The organism is Brevibacterium linens, from assembly GCF_003999335.1.
GTDB classification, from domain to species: domain Bacteria; phylum Actinomycetota; class Actinomycetes; order Actinomycetales; family Brevibacteriaceae; genus Brevibacterium; species Brevibacterium linens.
In genome coordinates this window covers 1,446,032-1,462,242 of sequence record NZ_CP026734.1, presented here as the reverse complement: position 1 = coordinate 1,462,242, position 16,211 = coordinate 1,446,032, and the positions used below count along the sequence as shown (strand labels likewise).

14 protein-coding genes are annotated in these 16,211 nt (G+C 66.1%); 6 read left to right on the top strand and 8 right to left on the bottom strand.

The genetic code is table 11. The annotated features are described in order from the left end of the window. Nucleotides 1-29 precede the first annotated feature (29 nt). From CXR29_RS06460 to mtrA, 6 genes are all read right to left on the bottom strand, one after another. A complete protein-coding gene (locus CXR29_RS06460; RefSeq protein ID WP_127364176.1) occupies nucleotides 30-1,271 on the bottom strand; it encodes a winged helix-turn-helix domain-containing protein in 1,242 nt (413 codons plus the stop codon). 87 nt (nucleotides 1,272-1,358) lie between these two features. Then, nucleotides 1,359-2,021: a ribosome hibernation-promoting factor, HPF/YfiA family gene (gene hpf, locus CXR29_RS06455; protein ID WP_025777179.1), complete on the bottom strand. Its 663-nt coding sequence runs from the start codon at nucleotides 2,019-2,021 to the stop codon at nucleotides 1,359-1,361. Nucleotides 2,022-2,087: 66 nt separating this feature from the next. Beyond that, nucleotides 2,088-2,810, bottom strand: coding sequence for a ComF family protein (locus CXR29_RS06450; protein WP_127364175.1), 723 nt, complete (start codon nucleotides 2,808-2,810; stop codon nucleotides 2,088-2,090). A gap of 79 nt (nucleotides 2,811-2,889) precedes the next feature. Continuing rightward, nucleotides 2,890-4,614, bottom strand: coding sequence for an LpqB family beta-propeller domain-containing protein (locus CXR29_RS06445; protein WP_241241622.1), 1,725 nt, complete (start codon nucleotides 4,612-4,614; stop codon nucleotides 2,890-2,892). Beyond that, nucleotides 4,611-6,521, bottom strand: a complete 1,911-nt coding sequence (gene mtrB, locus CXR29_RS06440; RefSeq protein WP_127364174.1) for an MtrAB system histidine kinase MtrB — start codon at nucleotides 6,519-6,521, stop codon at nucleotides 4,611-4,613. The genes CXR29_RS06445 and mtrB overlap by 4 nt, the downstream gene beginning before the upstream one ends. Further along, a complete protein-coding gene (gene mtrA / locus CXR29_RS06435) occupies nucleotides 6,518-7,198 on the bottom strand; it encodes an MtrAB system response regulator MtrA (protein ID WP_025777175.1) in 681 nt (226 codons plus the stop codon). The genes mtrB and mtrA overlap by 4 nt, the downstream gene beginning before the upstream one ends. Before the next feature lie 249 nt (nucleotides 7,199-7,447). Here mtrA and CXR29_RS06430 point away from each other — a divergent pair, with 249 nt between their 5' ends. Genes CXR29_RS06430 through CXR29_RS06410 form a run of 5 tightly spaced genes read left to right on the top strand, consistent with a single transcriptional unit; the run spans nucleotide 7,448 to nucleotide 12,757 of the window. Then, complete coding sequence (locus CXR29_RS06430) at nucleotides 7,448-8,497, top strand: DUF7847 domain-containing protein (RefSeq protein ID WP_101555261.1); 1,050 nt, start codon at nucleotides 7,448-7,450, stop codon at nucleotides 8,495-8,497. Next, complete coding sequence (locus CXR29_RS06425) at nucleotides 8,494-9,192, top strand: DUF4129 domain-containing protein (RefSeq protein ID WP_101555260.1); 699 nt, start codon at nucleotides 8,494-8,496, stop codon at nucleotides 9,190-9,192. Before CXR29_RS06430 ends, CXR29_RS06425 begins: the two co-directional genes overlap by 4 nt. Continuing rightward, on the top strand, nucleotides 9,189-10,448 hold the full coding sequence (locus tag CXR29_RS06420; protein WP_101555259.1) for a DUF4350 domain-containing protein: 1,260 nt from the start codon (nucleotides 9,189-9,191) through the stop codon (nucleotides 10,446-10,448). The genes CXR29_RS06425 and CXR29_RS06420 overlap by 4 nt, the downstream gene beginning before the upstream one ends. Next, nucleotides 10,445-11,470 (top strand): AAA family ATPase, encoded by a 1,026-nt coding sequence (locus CXR29_RS06415; RefSeq protein ID WP_025777171.1) that lies wholly within the window; start codon nucleotides 10,445-10,447, stop codon nucleotides 11,468-11,470. The genes CXR29_RS06420 and CXR29_RS06415 overlap by 4 nt, the downstream gene beginning before the upstream one ends. Then, nucleotides 11,471-12,757 (top strand): DUF58 domain-containing protein, encoded by a 1,287-nt coding sequence (locus CXR29_RS06410; protein ID WP_101594799.1) that lies wholly within the window; start codon nucleotides 11,471-11,473, stop codon nucleotides 12,755-12,757. A gap of 31 nt (nucleotides 12,758-12,788) precedes the next feature. On the opposite strand, the gene CXR29_RS06405 is transcribed toward CXR29_RS06410, so the two are convergent. After that, nucleotides 12,789-13,787, bottom strand: a complete 999-nt coding sequence (locus CXR29_RS06405; protein ID WP_025777169.1) for a stage II sporulation protein M — start codon at nucleotides 13,785-13,787, stop codon at nucleotides 12,789-12,791. Between the two features lie 112 nt (nucleotides 13,788-13,899). Between CXR29_RS06405 and CXR29_RS06400 the strand changes: the two genes are divergently transcribed. Further along, nucleotides 13,900-14,736 carry an RDD family protein gene (locus CXR29_RS06400; RefSeq protein ID WP_240812099.1) on the top strand — a complete coding sequence of 279 codons (837 nt, stop codon included), beginning with the start codon at nucleotides 13,900-13,902 and terminating at the stop codon, nucleotides 14,734-14,736. Here the strand turns inward: CXR29_RS06400 and ahcY are convergent. Next, complete coding sequence (gene ahcY, locus CXR29_RS06395; RefSeq protein WP_127364173.1) at nucleotides 14,730-16,190, bottom strand: adenosylhomocysteinase; 1,461 nt, start codon at nucleotides 16,188-16,190, stop codon at nucleotides 14,730-14,732. The two genes, CXR29_RS06400 and ahcY, sit on opposite strands and share 7 nt — an antisense overlap. Between the last annotated feature and the right edge of the window lie 21 nt (nucleotides 16,191-16,211).

Here is a 16,211-nt window from a genome sequence, read left to right as displayed (position 1 = left end):
GGACAACGACTCGAACGACTGTATAGCCCCTAGCTTAATGGCAGGTGAGTACCTTCGAGGTCCACGGCGGTCAGGCCCAGCCATGCGGCCATCGTCATGAGCTCGTCGGCGAGCTCCGCGGTGTGCTCCTCCCCCGGCTCCCATGTCACCTGGTGAGCGCGCAAGATTCCTGCCGCGCGGTCCCGGTGCAGATCGACTCGCCCGACGAGCCGATCGCCGAGGAGGAACGGAGTGACGTAGTACCCGTGGACGCGTTTGGCCGCCGGGGTGTAGATCTCGATGCGGTAGTGGAAGTCGAAGAGCCATTCGATGCGCGGTCGGTAGAAGACCAAGGGGTCGAACGGTGCCAGCAGTGCTCGAGCGTTCACGGTGCGTGGGGTCCGTGCCTCGTGCCACTTCAGCGCGGGGACACCTTCGACGTCGACTTCTCGCAGCTCACCGGAGTCGATGAGTTCGCTGATGGCGACGTCGGTCGGTGCACGCCGCTGCCGAAAGTAGTCGGCGATGTCCTCGGGACGGGAGATGCCCAGGGCACGTGCCGCGATGCGGGTGAGTCCGACGACATCGTTCTCCACCCCGGAGATTCCGCGTGGAAGCTGCGCATTCGGGTCCAGTCCCAGCGCAGGATCGTCCGGAGGCCCGTAGGTCAGAGGCAGCTGCGGCAGCTCGGGTGCGACATCGCGGGTCAGGGCATAGATGCGTTCGAAGTGGTCATTGCGTCCGGCGACGCTGATGATGCCTCCGGCGAACAGCGCTTCGAGGGCGACTTTCACCTGGCTGGGATTCCAACCCCAATGGCCGCGGTGGATCTCCGGCAGATCGTGGTCGACCACCTCGGCGACTTCCCGCGCCGACATCGGCCGGGCGGACAGGGCAGCAAGGACGCGGGCTTGGAGGTTTCGGAATTCCTCACCGGTCTCCGGGTGGCGCTGTCCGAAGTCGTTGCGCCACCATTCGCTGTGGGCGCGGGCGAAGTGCTTCCACGTCTGCGGGGGCACGAAGGCCGCAGCGTGGGCCCAATACTCGACGCCCATGCGCGGCGAAGTGTAGAAGAGCCGGTCCAGGGTCTCCCGCGGATAGGTGCCCAGGCGGGAGAAGTACGGCAGATAGTGGGATCGGACGACACGGGCGACCGAGTCGATCTGGGTCAGCCCCAGGGTGGCGAAGACATTCTTGAGGTGTCGGGCGGTGACCTTGGCCGGTCGTGGTCGGTCCAGTCCTGTCGCCGCGATCGCCGTCCTGCGGGCCGCGGCCCGTGTCATCCTCTGCATACCCCCACGCTATCCCCCAATTGCTACCTGACGGCGGCCCAGCAACCTCGCGCGAGGTTGCTGGGCCGCCGTCAGGTAGCAATTGGGTCAGTCGATGGCTTCTTCGAGTTCGTGGTCGAGGGCGATGACTCCGTAGCTCCAGCCCTTGCGGCGGTAGACGACGGAGGGTTTGCTCGACTCCTCGTCGATGAACAGATAGAAGTCGTGTCCGACGAGTTCCATCCGATTCAGCGCCTCCTCGATGCCGATCGGTGAGGCGGTGAAGGACTTCTCACGCAACACGACCGGCGAATCGCCTTCGGCCTTGATGCGGCCGTTCGTCTGATCGACGCCGCGGTCCTCATCACGTTTCGCATCATCGGCATCCGCATCGGGGATCAGCGGCTCAACCACCGGCATCTTCGCCAGTGCCTCCGCAGTGGATTCCTTGCGGTGATGACCCGATCGCGGCACTTTGTGCCGGTCCCTCGCTCGCCGCAGACGTTCGACGAGCTTCGCCCACGCCAGATCGAGTGCCGCATATTTGTCGCTTGCCATGGCCTCTGCCCGAATTGCCGGCCCCTTCGCCACAACCGTGAGCTCGACTCGCTCGCTCGTCTCGGGTTGGCGGGAGTTCTTCTCGTGAGTGACATGCACTTCGACACGCTGAGCGCGAGGGGCAAGCTGCTCGACCTTGGCGATCTTGTCCTCGATGTGGGCCCGAAAGCTGTCGGAGATGGTCAGTTGACGGCCGTTGACAACAATATCCATGATGTGTCCTTAGCGACTCGCTCGTCGGATTCATCCGATCCCATGCCCTTGGATGGGTAAACACCGTTATACAGTAAAGGGAGAGACAAATCGAGTGCCCCCGCGACCGAGCCCGAGAACAGCTCCTGCAGCGGGTCTGATCTGCACCGATGTTAGCAGACGTGCGCTTTCTGCCAAGGTTGCGCCGGTGGTGGAGAAGTCATCGATGAGCAGATCAGCAGGCGCGGATCCGGCACCCGATACGCAACGCATCTCCGGGATCTCAGCGATTCTCCTGCGGTTGAGATACTGCGTCCGCTCCGCATTCCGAGCCCGTTCGATCGCCCCTAGTCCGACCTGGTCACGCGAACGCTTCGCCGCGAGCACATCGTGGACTTCCAGAGGCAGCTCCGGTGACAGTTCCTTGGCCCGATTCGCCAGCGCCGCTGTATGCGATCCGCCCCGACGACGTCTGGCCCGATCCGAGCTCGGTGCCGGAAAGAGTCGGATCGCACCACCCGAGTAGCCGATGAGATCGAGGGCAGCGACGATCGACCGAGTCAGCGCCAGGGCCAAGGGATCGAGGATGTCCCGACGTCCCTCGTCCTTGTACCCGACGACCATCTTCGAGATCTGCGAGTTGTATTCGCAGACCCCGACGATCGGGATCGTGCCGTAGCGCGGTTCCATCGCCCGCGGGATCCCGCCGAGCAGCCGCAGACAGCGGGTGCACAGCGAGACGTTCTCCCGCCCGCATCCGGCGCACCGGCGAGGCAGGAGCAGTTCGCCGAACTCCCCGAGCAGACCCATGGGAGCAATCTACTCCATGCCGGCCCCCACGAGTCGGCTGTCAGCTGCCCTCCGGGCGAACTCCGCACCGCCCTTCGAGTCAGCCGGGATACGAGGGATCCTTGGCGGTGACGTCGACGAGCTTTTGCCACGCGTTCGAGTTGTAGCTGTACAGCGCACCGTCCGAACCGGTGACGAGTATCGACCGTCCGTCCGCTCCGCCGGCGATGCGGCTTCCGCCCGACACCTCGCCGAGCTGCTCTGCAGGCCCGGTGACTCCGATGCGGAACGGTTGCGCGGTTTCGCCTTCCTCGGCGGCCAGAGCCACGAGATTCGTCGATCCTGACCAGGAGACGTCCTTGACCTCGTCGAAGTTCGCGCCCACTTCGATCGGTGTCTCGGAGACATGGCCGGATGGATTGCCTGCCTTGTCCCTGGGCACGCCGACCACATCGACACGGTCCGGCTCACCCTTGTGCCGACTGAGCAGAGCGACACGGGTTCCGTCGCGGGAGACCTCGATATCGACGAGCCGTCGTCCGTTGAGGAAATCGGCGGCCACGGTGAAGGTCTTGCCGTCGCGACCGACGGCTGTGAGTTCGCCTTTGTTCTCCGCCTCACCCGTCCAGGTCGTGTTGAAGCGGTCGATGCTGGGGCGCACGAGCTTCGTGCCCTTGAGGATCGGGGTGGCGTCGACGGCATCGGACTTCAACCGCATCAGCTGTTCGCCGTCATCGGCCAGATACACGTAGAGGGAGTCATCCAATGACACCGCGGGGTCGCTGGCCTTCGCCGACTTCAGGTTGGGACTGTTCTCGACCTTGGCGACGGTCGTTCCCGAGACTCGGGAGAGGTGGTCGTCGGCGAGAACCACGGGCGGACCGTCCACCTGGACCGAGGTGTCGGTCCGCGGCTGCATGCTGGACGGAATCGTCTGTCCGCCGATGCTCAGTTCGACCGCCGAGATCGAGGGAATGACCTGCAGAGTGGTGGCGATCTGCTGACGGATCAGCCCCTTCTCGCGGTCGGACGGAGCCGGATTCTGCGCCCCCAAGGCCACATGGGCAACGCCGTTCTCGATCGTGACCACGTTCGAGTCGCCGAGCTTCGCACCATCGGGGATCGCGGTGATCACCGCCCCCGAGAGGTAGGGCGCAGGACCGCTGAGCAGCTCGTTGATCAGCACTGTCGGGGTCGAGGAGGACCGGAGGAACCAACGGGAGTCAGGGACGAGATACGAATAGTCGGACGTGAAGAACTGCAGCGAATAGTTGAGGAAGATCGTCCGGAAGTCGGCCTGGCTGATGAGCAGCCCGTCCGGCGCCGAGGAGATCCTCCACTCCCCGTTCTCCTGCCGCAGCGAGAACTCCAGGGTGGACTGCGTGCCCGGTTTGGTCGAGTTGTAGACGCCGGAGGAATCGACGAGACCGACGACCGGAGCCGAGAGACTCATCGACTTCTGGTCGGAGGTGGTCCCGACGTTCAACGAGTCGAGATCCGTGCCGTTGGGCAGCACCGACACTGATTCCTGCGGACTCCATTTCTGAGCCTCGCCTTCGGTGAGGAACGACCGGGCCACGGAGAAGTTGTTGCCGGTGCCCGCTCCTGCCCGGAGGAAGCCGCGCACGATGTCCGATGGGCTGTCGCCGGGTTCGGGCCCGTCGGGGATCCGGGCGTTGTTCGCCCCCGCATCGCCCGAGTCATCTTCGATATGGCCGACAGGTGATGAGGTCGGGATCGACGAGCAGCCGACGAGAGCCAGGACCGTGAAGACGGAGACCAGCATGGTCTTCAGCCGGGAGCTCCTGGGCATCGAGCGAGTCATGAGCGTCCTCCTCTGCTGTCGTTGACACTGTCTTCGCCCAGGTCGGCTTCGCCGATGTCCACGGACCGCTCGCCCACGTCGGCCGTACCCGGCTCGTCGGTACTCGCGTCGGCCGTACCCGGCTCGGCGGTTCGCGTGGTCTCCTGATGCGATGCGGACTGCGAATCCGCCTCGGCGGGGCTGTCATGATCGGCGTCGAGCATCTCCGGCTCGGTTTCGACGACGATCGGGATCGATCCGGTCTGGATGCGGACGGAACCGTCCGAGGACAGTGGTCCCGCCACAAGTGCGGACCCGCGGATCTGCGCATCGCGAGGCGGCAGGGGCAGCGGCGAGGAGGTGATCTCCTGATCGGGGCGACGGGGAATCGTCAGTCGGAAGCACGAGCCCTCGCTCGGTTTGCCCCAGACCTGCAGCCAGCCGTGGTGCAGGTGGGCATCCTCGAGCGAGATCGCCAGACCCAGACCCGATCCGCCGAGGGTGCGCTTGCGTGCCGGATCAGCCCGCCAGAACCGGTCGAAGACGTGCTCGACCTGTTCTTCGTTCATGCCGACTCCGTGGTCGCGCACACTCACGGCCACCGCCTCGGCGTTGGAGGCGACATAGACGTCCACGGGGTTGCTCTCACCGTGTTCGATGGCGTTGACGACGAGGTTGCGCACGATCCGGGTGATGCGCACCCGATCGACCTCGGCCATGACCGGCGACGACGGTGCGTGGACGACGATGGCGGTCTCCATCTGTTCGGCCACCATCGACACGGTCTCGATCACGGAGGTCACGATCGCGCCGATATCGACGGGTTTGGGCACGAGTGCTGCGGCACCGGCATCGTAGCGGGAGATCTCCAGCAGATCGGAGAGCAGGCTGTCGAAGCGCTCGGCCTGCGAGTTCAGCAGTTCCGCACTGCGCGCGGTGACGGAGTCGAGGTCGTCGCGGGAATCATAGATGAGATCCGCGGCGGCACGGATCGTCGTCAGCGGTGTCCGCAGCTCGTGGGAGACGTCGGAGACGAACTGCCGCTGCAGCACCGACAGCCGCTCCATCTGCTCGATCTGGTGCTGGAGGGTGTCGGCCACATCGTTGAAGCTCTCACCGAGGACGGCGATCTCGTCGTTGCCGTGCACGGGCATGCGTTCGTCCAGGTCACCATCGGCAATGAGCCTGGCCACCTCGGCGCCGGTGCGCACCGGGGTGACGACCAGCCGAGTGACGATCCAGGCGACGGCACCGACGAGGACGACGAGGACGAGTGCGGCGACGAACATGGACCGCTGCACGAAGTTGAGCGTGTCCTGCTGTTCGCTGAGATCGCCGAGGTAGTACAGCTGGAACTGGCCGGCACCCGGAATCTGCAGCTCCTGAGTGATGAGCAGCCCCGGTCCCGTGCCGTCGGGCAGGCTCACCGACTGGTAGAGCTTGTCATCGGCCGGAGCTTTGCCGATGGCCTCGCGGAGCTCATCGGTGATGGGCACCTGCGGTGCCTCTCCGTCTTCGTTCGCCCCACCGGCCGTGATCGTCGAGAATGAGGTGTTCGGATCCGTCGGCTGCAGGGTCAGCGAATACACGGACCCCGCCGACCGGTTGTAGATCGATGACAGCTGCGAGCTCAGCATGTCCTGAGTGATCGCCTGGCCGTCGACCGGTGCCAGTGAGCGCAGCTCGGCCAGGATCGACCGTGTCTGTGAGGACAGGGAATCCAGGCGGGTGTCGAAGAGACCCCGGGCGATCTGCTGGGACATGTAGGTGCCGACACCGAAGATCGCCACCGAAGTGAGCACGATCGTGAGCACGACGATGCGGACCTGCAGGGAGTGGCTGAACGATCGGAGGATGAAATTCCAGAACGTCTTCAGCGCCGAGGCCGCAGTGCGGACGGGTCCGTCCGCGGCCGACTCGGAAGTCACGCGGCTCGGCCGGCCTTATAGCCGACGCCGCGGACGGTGACGATGATGTCCGGCTTCTCCGGATCGCGCTCGATCTTCGACCGCAGACGCTGCACGTGGACATTGACCAGCCGGGTGTCGGCGGCATGACGGTAGCCCCACACCTCTTCCAGCAGGGTCTCGCGGGAGAACACCTGCCACGGCTTGCGTGCCAGAGCGACGAGGAGGTCGAATTCGAGTGGAGTCAGCGACACCGGCGATCCTCCCTTGGTCACCGTGTGACCGGCGACGTCGACGACGACATCGCCGACGGTCAGCAGCTCGGGAGCCTGCGGTTCGGAGATCCGCAGCCGAGCCCGGACGCGGGCGATGAGCTCCTTGGGCTTGAACGGCTTCGGCACATAGTCATCGGCACCGGATTCGAGGCCGAGGACGACGTCGACGGTGTCGGACTTCGCCGTGAGCATGATGATCGGCACCGACGAGACCTCGCGGATCTCCCGGCAGACTTCGAGTCCGTCCTTGCCGGGCAGCATCAGGTCGAGGAGCACGAGGTCCGGATTGACCTTCTGGAATTCTTCGAAGGCCTGGTCTCCGGTGGCGCAGAAGAAGGGCTCGAAGCCTTCGCTTTTGAGCACAATTCCGATCATCTCGGCCAAAGCCGTGTCATCATCAACTACGAGGATTCGAGCGTTCATGCTCCCATTGTCCCTTATGTTCGCGTGTTCTTCGGTTCTCGACACTCCCAGCCTATCGGGCGTTGTCGACGACCTCACGCACCGCATCCGATGACAGCGATCGCCGATGCTTCGGCCACGACCCCGGGCAGAGACCCGGACAGGGACCCGACCGGCTCCCGACGGCACTGATCGACGGGGTCGACGCGTACCCATTGGGACAGGGAGACCTCTCGGCACTCGCCGGCGAATCATGGCAGGATTGGCGTGATGGGACAGACGAATGCATGGACTTCGGAGGTCGACTGGCACACCGGCCGGTGGCAACGACGTTCACCGTCCCCGCCCTCACGCGGCTGGCAGCCGCCTCCACCGCGCGGGCTCCTGCCCAAACGGCCGCTGACCTTCATCGAGGCCTTGGACTCCGGCTTCCGCCTGCTGCGTTTCATCCCGACACTGTCCGTCGGCTCCTCCCTCATCGTCTTCTCCCTCTGGAGCCTGTTGCTCACCGCGATCGGTGCCGTCATCGCCGTCCAGTTCCTGCCGTTCTTCACCGACCTCACCGGCAATGACGATGCCGTCTCCGGCTTCATCGCCGTGGCCCAATTGGGGTCGGTGGCGCTGAGCCTGCTCAGCCTCGGATTGGCCCATCTGCTCTCCGGACTCATCGCGACGGGCACCCGTGCCTCCTTCGGCGCCCGCCGAACCGCCCTGTCGACGGCGTGGAGGTCTCTGTCCGGTCGACGCTGGCGCCTCGTCCTGGCCACGCTGCTCATGAGCGGAATCAACCTCGGCCTGCTACTTGCCCTCACCGCTCCGACTCTGCTGTTCGCCAGCGCCGATTCGGCGATCCTCGCCTTCGTCTGGGCCGCCGTGGCCGCACTGCTGTGGTTCGTCGCGCTCATCTGGATCAACCTGCGACTGGCGTTCCTCGGTTCGGCGATCGCGGTGGAGGATCTGAGCGTCCGCGCCGGCCTCCGACGCTCATGGAGGCTGACCGGGCGCGGCTTCTGGCGGATGCTCGGCCAGCTCGCGCTCGGATACTTCCTGTCCAACCAGCTCGTCCAGCTCATCATCACCCCGATCGTCTTCATCATTTCGCTGGCCCTGGGCGTCGGGATGTCGACGACCACCGAGTCCACGACGGCGCAGACGGCCATCGCAATCGTCTCCGTCGGTCTTCTGCTCGGACTCACGCTCATCTCCTCAGCCGTCCTCTTCGGCTATTTCGCCTGCCTGGTCACGGTCTGCTTCTTCGACCAGCAGATGCGTTCAGAGGGACTCGACCTCGTCCTCATCCGAGCAGAGGAGGACCGATGATCCTCTCCCCCGTCGCCGCGGCGAGCATCGACCGCGACACCGGTCGCGAATGGGTCGAGCGCGAGCTGTCGAAGTCCGAATACGCTGCCAATGACCTCACTCCCTTGGAGCAGATCGGCCGCTGGCTTGCCTCCCTGTGGGATTCGCTCGTCGGTGCCGCCCTCGGCGCGAACTCTCCTTGGCTGCTCATCGTCGTCGTCCTCGCACTCGCCGTGATCATCGCCGGAATCGTCTGGCGCGTTCGTCGGGCAGGATTCCGTCGTGTCGGCGTCCCGCTGTCAGCATTCGATCCGGTCGTGGCCCACCCTGAACCGGGCCCGTGGCGCGAGAGCGCGGCCCGGGCCGCCCGCAGCGGGGACTTCGAGACCGCGGTCATCGATGAATCCCGTGCGATCTTCGCGGTCCTGTCTCTCAAACAGATCGTCTCGCTCGAGTCCTCTGCCACTGCGAGTGAGATCGCCCGCTCCGCCGAGGCGGCCCTGCCCGAACACGGTCCCGCCGTCCATGGGGTGGCCGAGGTCTTCAACGACCTCCGCTACGGAGAGGCGACCGCGAGGCAGGCCCGTGCGAACCGCCGCCTCGACGAGGTCTTTGCGGATCTGTGCGCACTCGACCGGAGGCTGAGCGCCCTGCCGATCCGCCACCGCCAGGACGCAGGCCGGCAGGACGCAGGCCGGCAGGAGGCACCGGCATGAGCGCACAGTTGGACGTCGCCGCCCGTGGCACGCGCTCGACCGTGCGGATCCCGCTGCGTGCTCGACTGCGTTCGGCTTCGGTGTGGATCGTCGCGGCCTTCGTCATCCTCATCACCGTCATCGCGCTCGTGCTGCTGACCGGTGATGACGAGTCCGCAGAGCCCCTGCACTACGACTCGACGGAGCGCACCGGCATGAAGGCCCTCGTCGAGACCCTGCGCGACCATGAGGTCGATGTCACCACCACCGAGGATCAGGAGCAGGCCCGCACGGCCGCGGCCCGCCCCGACACCACCCTGCTCATTCCCACGAACACCGCTGCCCTGTCGCCCGGAGACATCGACGGCCTCCAATACGCCCTGCGCACCCACGACAACCGGCTCGTCCTCGTCGACCCGGGTCCGACGATCTCGGAGTTCACCGACCGGATCACCGTCAACGACAATCTCAGCCCGCTGGCGAACCCGGATGCCACGTCCCCGGCGGCCTGCGACTCTCCGCCGGCCCGCAGCGCCGGTGCCGTGACCACTGGCGAGACCGAGTACGCGGAGACGACGAAGGGCACCGACGGGATCACCGCCTGCTACCCGTTCACCGGTCCCGGGGTCGATGAGATCGACGGCGCCGAGGTGGCCCCCGGGTCCGCGCGCGGACAGTTCGTCACCGATACCGGCAGTTCCGCGCCGCTGACCGTGCTCGGCAATCGCAATTGGGTGACCAACGAGCACATCGACGACGAGGGCAACGCCTCCCTCGTGCTCTCGCAGCTGTCCCAGACGCAGAACCTCGTCGTATATTATCCGACCTTCGGAGGCTCCGGTCAGCAGCAGACACCTCCGTCGACGATCGATTTCGTGCCCGGCTGGTTCCTCGCCGGAGTCCTGTGGCTGGTGCCCTGCCTGGTCGTCCTTCTGCTCGTCATCGGGCGCCGATTCGGACCGCTGGCCCTCGAGCACCTGCCGGTCATCGTGCCCGCTGTCGAGACCGTGCACGGCCGGGCCGCGCTGAGCTCTCGCAGTCACGATCGGGACGGGGCTCTGCACACTCTGCGGACCGGTGCGCTGCTGCGCATCGGCCGACGGCTGAGCCTCGGCCCCGATGCCCGCACCCCTGACATCCTCGGCCGTATCGCAGCCGCCACGGGAGCCGACCCGGGCCGACTCCACCACGTCTTCGTCTCCGCGTCGGCGCACACCGACGCCGAACTCACCGACCTCGTCCATCAGCTCACCCAGATCGAAAGTGAGATCCCATGACCGAACAGCCTCAGGAACCGATCGCGCAGCAGACTCCGGCCGTCGACCACGCGCAGACCCCGCCGGCGGAGCCGGACCCGGTCCGGGAGGCGTTCACCGGTGTCCGCGCCGAGATCGCCAAGGCCGTCGTCGGCCAGGACCAGGCAGTGACGGGGATGCTCATCGCGCTGCTGTGCCGCGGGCATGTGCTTCTCGAGGGGGTTCCCGGAGTGGCGAAGACCCTGCTCGTGCGCAGCTTCGCCGCCGCGGTCAGCCTGGACAGCTCGCGTGTGCAGTTCACGCCCGACCTCATGCCCAGCGATGTCACCGGGTCGTTGGTCTACGACGCGTCCGCCTCCGACTTCTCATTCCGGCCCGGCCCGGTGTTCACGAACATCCTCATCGCCGATGAGATCAACCGCACTCCGCCGAAGACCCAATCGGCTCTGCTCGAGGCGATGGAGGAACATCAGGTGTCCGTCGGCGGCCGCTCCCGGAAGCTGCCCGAACCGTTCCTCGTCGCGGCCACACAGAATCCCGTCGAATACGAAGGCACCTATCCGCTCCCGGAGGCCCAGCTCGACCGGTTCCTGTTCAAACTCGTCCTCGACCTGCCCGAGCGGGATCACGAATTCGAGATCCTCGACCGTCATGCCAGGGGCTTCGATGCCGGGTCCCTGACAGCGGCGGGTCTGCGCCCGGTCGCAAACGCCGACCTCATCGCCCGGGCTCGCGACGCGATTGCCACGATCTACATCGCCCCGCAGATCATCACCTATATCGTCGATCTCGCCCGAGCCACCCGCCAGACCCCGTCTCTGGCACTGGGAGTCTCGCCCCGTGGAGCGACGAGGATGCTCGGCGCCGCCCGGGCGCATGCGTGGCTGAGCGGCAGGCACTATGTCACCCCCGATGATGTCAAGGCCCTGGCCCATATGTCGCTGTCGCACCGGGTGATTCTGCGCCCCGAGGCGCAGATGGACGGTCTGGACGTCGGTCAGGTGCTCGATTCGATCATCGCCACCACCGAAGTGCCCCGCTGAATGACACCTCGCCTGTTCCTGCTCGCTGTCGCCGGCCTCGTGCCCGTGATGCTGGTGCCCACATGGCCGACGGCATCGATCGTGGCCGGGGTGATCGTTCTGGCCGCGGTCCTCGACTTCTTCCTCGTTCCCCGGATCCACGGCTTGGAACTCCAGCGCACCCCGGGACCGATGGTCCGCCTCGGCGATGGCACCCACTGCACTCTGACCCTGATCAATGGGACGAACCGCCGCCTGCGCCTCCACGTCCGCGACGCCTGGGCGCCGAGTGCCGGGGCCGTCGCGACCCGCTCCCACCATGTGCTCGAACCCGGTGAGTCGGCAGAGGTGACCACCGAGCTGGAGCCGACGAGACGAGGTGCACTGCCCGGCGATCTGGTGACGGTGCGCAGCCGCAGTGTGCTCGGACTGATCCACCGGCAGAAGAGCATCGATGTTCCCGCCTCGGTGCGGGTCCTGCCGCCGTTCGTGTCTCGGCGGGAGCTGCCGTCGAAGACCCAGAAGCTGCGCGAACTCGAGGGACGGTCCGCGGTCATGATCCGCGGAATGGGCACCGAATTCGATTCGCTGCGCGACTATGTCGACGGTGACGATGTCCGGTCCATCGATTGGCGGGCCAGTGCTCGCGCTCAGGACCTCGTGGTCAAGACCTGGCGACCGGAGAAGGATCGACGCGTCGTCATCGTCATCGATTCCTCCCGTTTCGCCGCCCGTCGCTGTGGCGAGGGCACGGTCTTCGACGCCGCTTTGGAAGCATCGCTGCTGCTGACGGCTCTGGCCACCGGCGCCGGAGACCGGGTCGATGTCATCGTCGCCGATGCCCGGGTGCGTGCAGCCGCATCGAGCCATCGCGCCCACGATCCGGTCCATGACCTGTCGGTGGCTCTGACGCCGGTGCATCCGGAGCTCTACGACGCGAACTGGGAATCGATCGCCGCAGCAGTTCTGCAGACGTCCAGGCAGCAGGCGCTCGTCGTGCTGGTCACGCAGCTCGACGAAGCGACGGTCGCCGAGGACATCCTGCCCGTGCTGCCGACCCTGACGGCTCACCACCGCGTCGTCGTCGCCGGAGTCGACGATCCGGCATTGTCAGCGCTGGCTGCCCAGCGCGGCGATGTCGACGACGTCTACACGGCTGCGGCCGCCGAGGCAGAGATGCTCGCGACGGCATCGCTGCGGACTCGCCTGCGCGGGCTCGGCGTCGCTAGCGTCCACGCTCTGCCCGAGAAGCTTCCCGGAGCATTGGCCGACCTCTACATCCGACTCAAGGTCACCGGCGGGCTGTGACCGGAACGCCCGTCAGGGGCGGGTACGCAGGTCAGCGGTCGGTCGAGATGACCGAGTATCCGGCCTGGTGATCGTCCAGATCAGCACTGAGTCCGGCTGCGGCAGCGCGCTTGCCGAAGTACCGGGCATAGACGACGACCGCGGCGGTGTAGGCCACGCCGATGGCGATCTTGAGCGCCGGCGGAATCGGGTTCGGTGTCACGAACCCCTCGATGAGCCCCGAACCCAACAGCAGCAGCACGAGGCCGCCGGCGACGACGAGCAGCGACCGGGCCTCACCGGCAAGCTTGTCACGGCGCAGCCTGGGCCCCGGCACCACCCAGGCGAAGAAGAGACGCAGACCCGCGGCAGCGGCGAGGATGATGCAGCTGATCTCCGGAATCCCGTGCGGCAGGATGTAGAGGAAGAAGTCGGAGGCTCTGCCGAACTCGAACATCATCGCCCCGGAGAAGCCGACGTTGACCGCATTCGAGAACAGTCCGACGATGACGTAGCCGCCGGTGATGCCGAGGAGGACGAACTGGACGGCGATCCAGGCGTTGTTCGTCCACACGCCGACGGCGAAGAAGCCGTTCGGGTTCTCCTTGTAGTAGTCGACGAAATCGTGTTCGGCGAACTGTCGTCGGAACTCACGATCACCGAAGGTCTCGAGCACTTCCGGATGCGTTCCCGCCCAGATCCCCGACACGACGGCGACGGCGAGGAATCCGGCGGCCACGATGACGAAGTCCCACCGCAGCCGGTACAGCGACAGCGGCAGACTGATGACGAAGAACCGTGACAGGCCCGACAGTCCCCCGCTGGGCACGGACGAGAGATGATTGCGACAGCGGTGGACGATCGCCGAGAGCCGTGCGGCTTCGAGAGAGTCGGGGGCCACGGTCGTGATCCGTGAGAGATCCTTCGACGCGGTCCGGTAGAGCTCAAGGAAACGGGTCGTCTGCTCAGGTGTCAGCGTGTTCTTCTTCGCCAATGCCGACAGTTCCAGCCAGTCATCGCCGTGCAGCTGGGCCAGCAGGTTCGGATCCATCCCTCCAGCCTATCGGAGACGACGCACAGGCACCTCCGACGTTGCGAGAGGCACCCGCATGCTCTCGGCGAAACGTCCGCCTCGGAACGCGGCGATGTGACACGATGGGCGGGTGAGTACTCTGATCACCGGTGAAGCCGTCGAACTCAATGTCCAGCCCGCCGCTCTGGCGGCTCGGGCGTTGAGCGCTCTGATCGACTACATCGTCTATTCGCTGGTGAATATCGGATTGCTCATCGCGATGTTCTGGTTGATGCTCAAGGTCCTCGATCTCAACGGACTGCTTCTCGGCTCCCTCATCACCGTCATGACCATCGTCGTCTTCGTGCTGCTGCCGATGCTCGTCGAGGTGCTCAGCCACGGTCGTTCGCTGGGCAAGCTCATCCTCGGGCTGCGGGTCGTCCGCGACGACGGCGGTGCGGTGCGCCTGCGGCATTCCTTCATCCGCGCCCTGCTGTGGCCGTTCGAGTTCGTCTCCTCGGGCGGCGGCATCGCAGCCCTGTCCGGGCTCCTCTCACCGCAGGCCAAGCGCCTCGGCGACTATCTGGCCGGAACCATCGCCGTGAGCGAACGCAGCCGACCTCTGCCGCCCATGCACACTCACGTGGCTCCGCATCTGCACGACTGGCTGGGCCGCACCGATGTGACGTCGCTGCCCGACGGCCTGCATCGGCGCATCGTCCGGTTTCTCGCCATGGCGCCCCAGCTCGGAGCGGAGTCGCGGTGGCAGCGAGCCATCGAGCTCGCCACCGAGCTCAATGTCTATGTGGCTCCGGCCCCGCCGGAGGGTACGTTTCCCGAACAGTTCCTGTCCGCAGTCATCCACCGGCTGCGCATCGCCGAGATCGAGAAGCAGCGCCGACGCACGGCTCGTGCGAACGCGTTCCGGTCCGGAGTCGACGCGCTCCCCTACGGTCTCAGCCTCACCCGCCGCCGGTCCGATCAGTAGCGGTAGTGCTCGGGTTTGAACGGTCCCGCCACGTCCACACCGATGTATTCGGCCTGTTCCTTGCTCAGTTCGGACAGCTTCGCCCCGAGAGCCGGCAGGTGGAGGCGCGCCACCTTCTCGTCGAGTTCCTTCGCCAGGCGGTGCACCGTGTTGCCGTAGTCGTCGTGAGCGTTCCACAGCTCGATCTGGGCGAGCACCTGATTGCTGAACGACGCACTCATCACGAACGACGGATGGCCGGTGGCGTTGCCCAGGTTGAGCAGCCGTCCTTCGGAGAGGACGAGGAAATCCGTGCGGTCACGGTCGAGTCCCGCCTCGGCGGGCACGGGTACGCTCCACTCGTGGACCTGGGGTTTGATCTCGATCTTCTCCACTCCGGGCAGACGGGACAGCCCGGCCAGATCGATCTCCTCGTCGAAGTGGCCGACGTTGCCGACGATGGCACCGGGTTTGAGCGTCTGCAGCACATCGACATCGAGGACCCGGGTGTTGCCCGTCGTGGTGATGATGATGTCAGCCTGGGCAGCCGCCTCGGCGAGGAGATCGACCTGGTAGCCGTCCATCGTCGCCTGCAGCGCACAGATCGGGTCGATCTCGGTGACGATGACGCGCGCACCCTGTCCGCGCAGAGCCTCGGCGGCGCCCTTGCCGACGTCGCCGTAGCCGATGACGACGGCGATCTTTCCGCCGATGAGGACGTCGGTGGCGCGGTTGAGTCCGTCGGGCAGCGAATGGCGGATGCCGTAGCGGTTGTCGAACTTCGACTTCGTCACGGAGTCGTTGACGTTGATGGCGGGGAACGGCAGTCCGCCCTGTTCGGCGAGGCGGTAGAGTCGGTTGACTCCGGTCGTCGTCTCCTCGCTCACCCCCTTGATCCCGGCAGCCAGGCGGGCGAACCGGCCGGGAGTCGCCGCGATGGACGTGGCGATCTGCTTGAGCAGGACTGCGTATTCCTCCGAGTCCTCGGCTCCGGCGGTGGGAACTCCCCCGGCGGCTTCGAATTCGGTGCCCTTGAGCACGTACATGGTGGCGTCGCCGCCGTCGTCGAGGATGAGGTTGGGACCGTCTGCGAAGTCGAAGATCTTGTCCGCGGCCCACCAGTACTCGTCGAGGGTCTCGCCCTTCCACGCGAAGACCGGGACACCGGCCGGGGCGTCGGGAGTGCCGGAGCCGACGACGACGGCCGCTGCGGCTTCGTCCTGGGTGGAGAAGATATTGCAGCTGGCCCACCTGACGTCTGCGCCGAGGGCGACGAGGGTTTCGATGAGGACCGCGGTCTGCACGGTCATGTGCAGGCTGCCGGCGATGCGCGCCCCGGCCAGCGGCAACGTCGACGCGTATTCCTCACGCAGCGCCATGAGGCCCGGCATCTCCCTTTCGGCGAGGCGGATCTGGTGCCGGCCGGCCTCGGCCAGGCTGAGATCGGCGACCTTGAAGTCAGTGGAATCGAGCACGGTACCTCCATACGGCGGGCT

Coding starts and splice junctions, on each gene's coding strand:
- CXR29_RS06460 (WP_127364176.1), bottom strand. CDS start 1,271: ATGCAGAGGATGACACGGGCCGCGGCCCGCAGGACGGCGATCGCGGCG.
- hpf (WP_025777179.1), bottom strand. CDS start 2,021: ATGGATATTGTTGTCAACGGCCGTCAACTGACCATCTCCGACAGCTTT.
- CXR29_RS06450 (WP_127364175.1), bottom strand. CDS start 2,810: ATGGGTCTGCTCGGGGAGTTCGGCGAACTGCTCCTGCCTCGCCGGTGC.
- CXR29_RS06445 (WP_241241622.1), bottom strand. CDS start 4,614: ATGACTCGCTCGATGCCCAGGAGCTCCCGGCTGAAGACCATGCTGGTC.
- mtrA (WP_025777175.1), bottom strand. CDS start 7,198: ATGAACGCTCGAATCCTCGTAGTTGATGATGACACGGCTTTGGCCGAG.
- CXR29_RS06430 (WP_101555261.1), top strand. CDS start 7,448: ATGGGACAGACGAATGCATGGACTTCGGAGGTCGACTGGCACACCGGC.
- CXR29_RS06425 (WP_101555260.1), top strand. CDS start 8,494: ATGATCCTCTCCCCCGTCGCCGCGGCGAGCATCGACCGCGACACCGGT.
- CXR29_RS06420 (WP_101555259.1), top strand. CDS start 9,189: ATGAGCGCACAGTTGGACGTCGCCGCCCGTGGCACGCGCTCGACCGTG.
- CXR29_RS06415 (WP_025777171.1), top strand. CDS start 10,445: ATGACCGAACAGCCTCAGGAACCGATCGCGCAGCAGACTCCGGCCGTC.
- CXR29_RS06410 (WP_101594799.1), top strand. CDS start 11,471: ATGACACCTCGCCTGTTCCTGCTCGCTGTCGCCGGCCTCGTGCCCGTG.
- CXR29_RS06405 (WP_025777169.1), bottom strand. CDS start 13,787: ATGGATCCGAACCTGCTGGCCCAGCTGCACGGCGATGACTGGCTGGAA.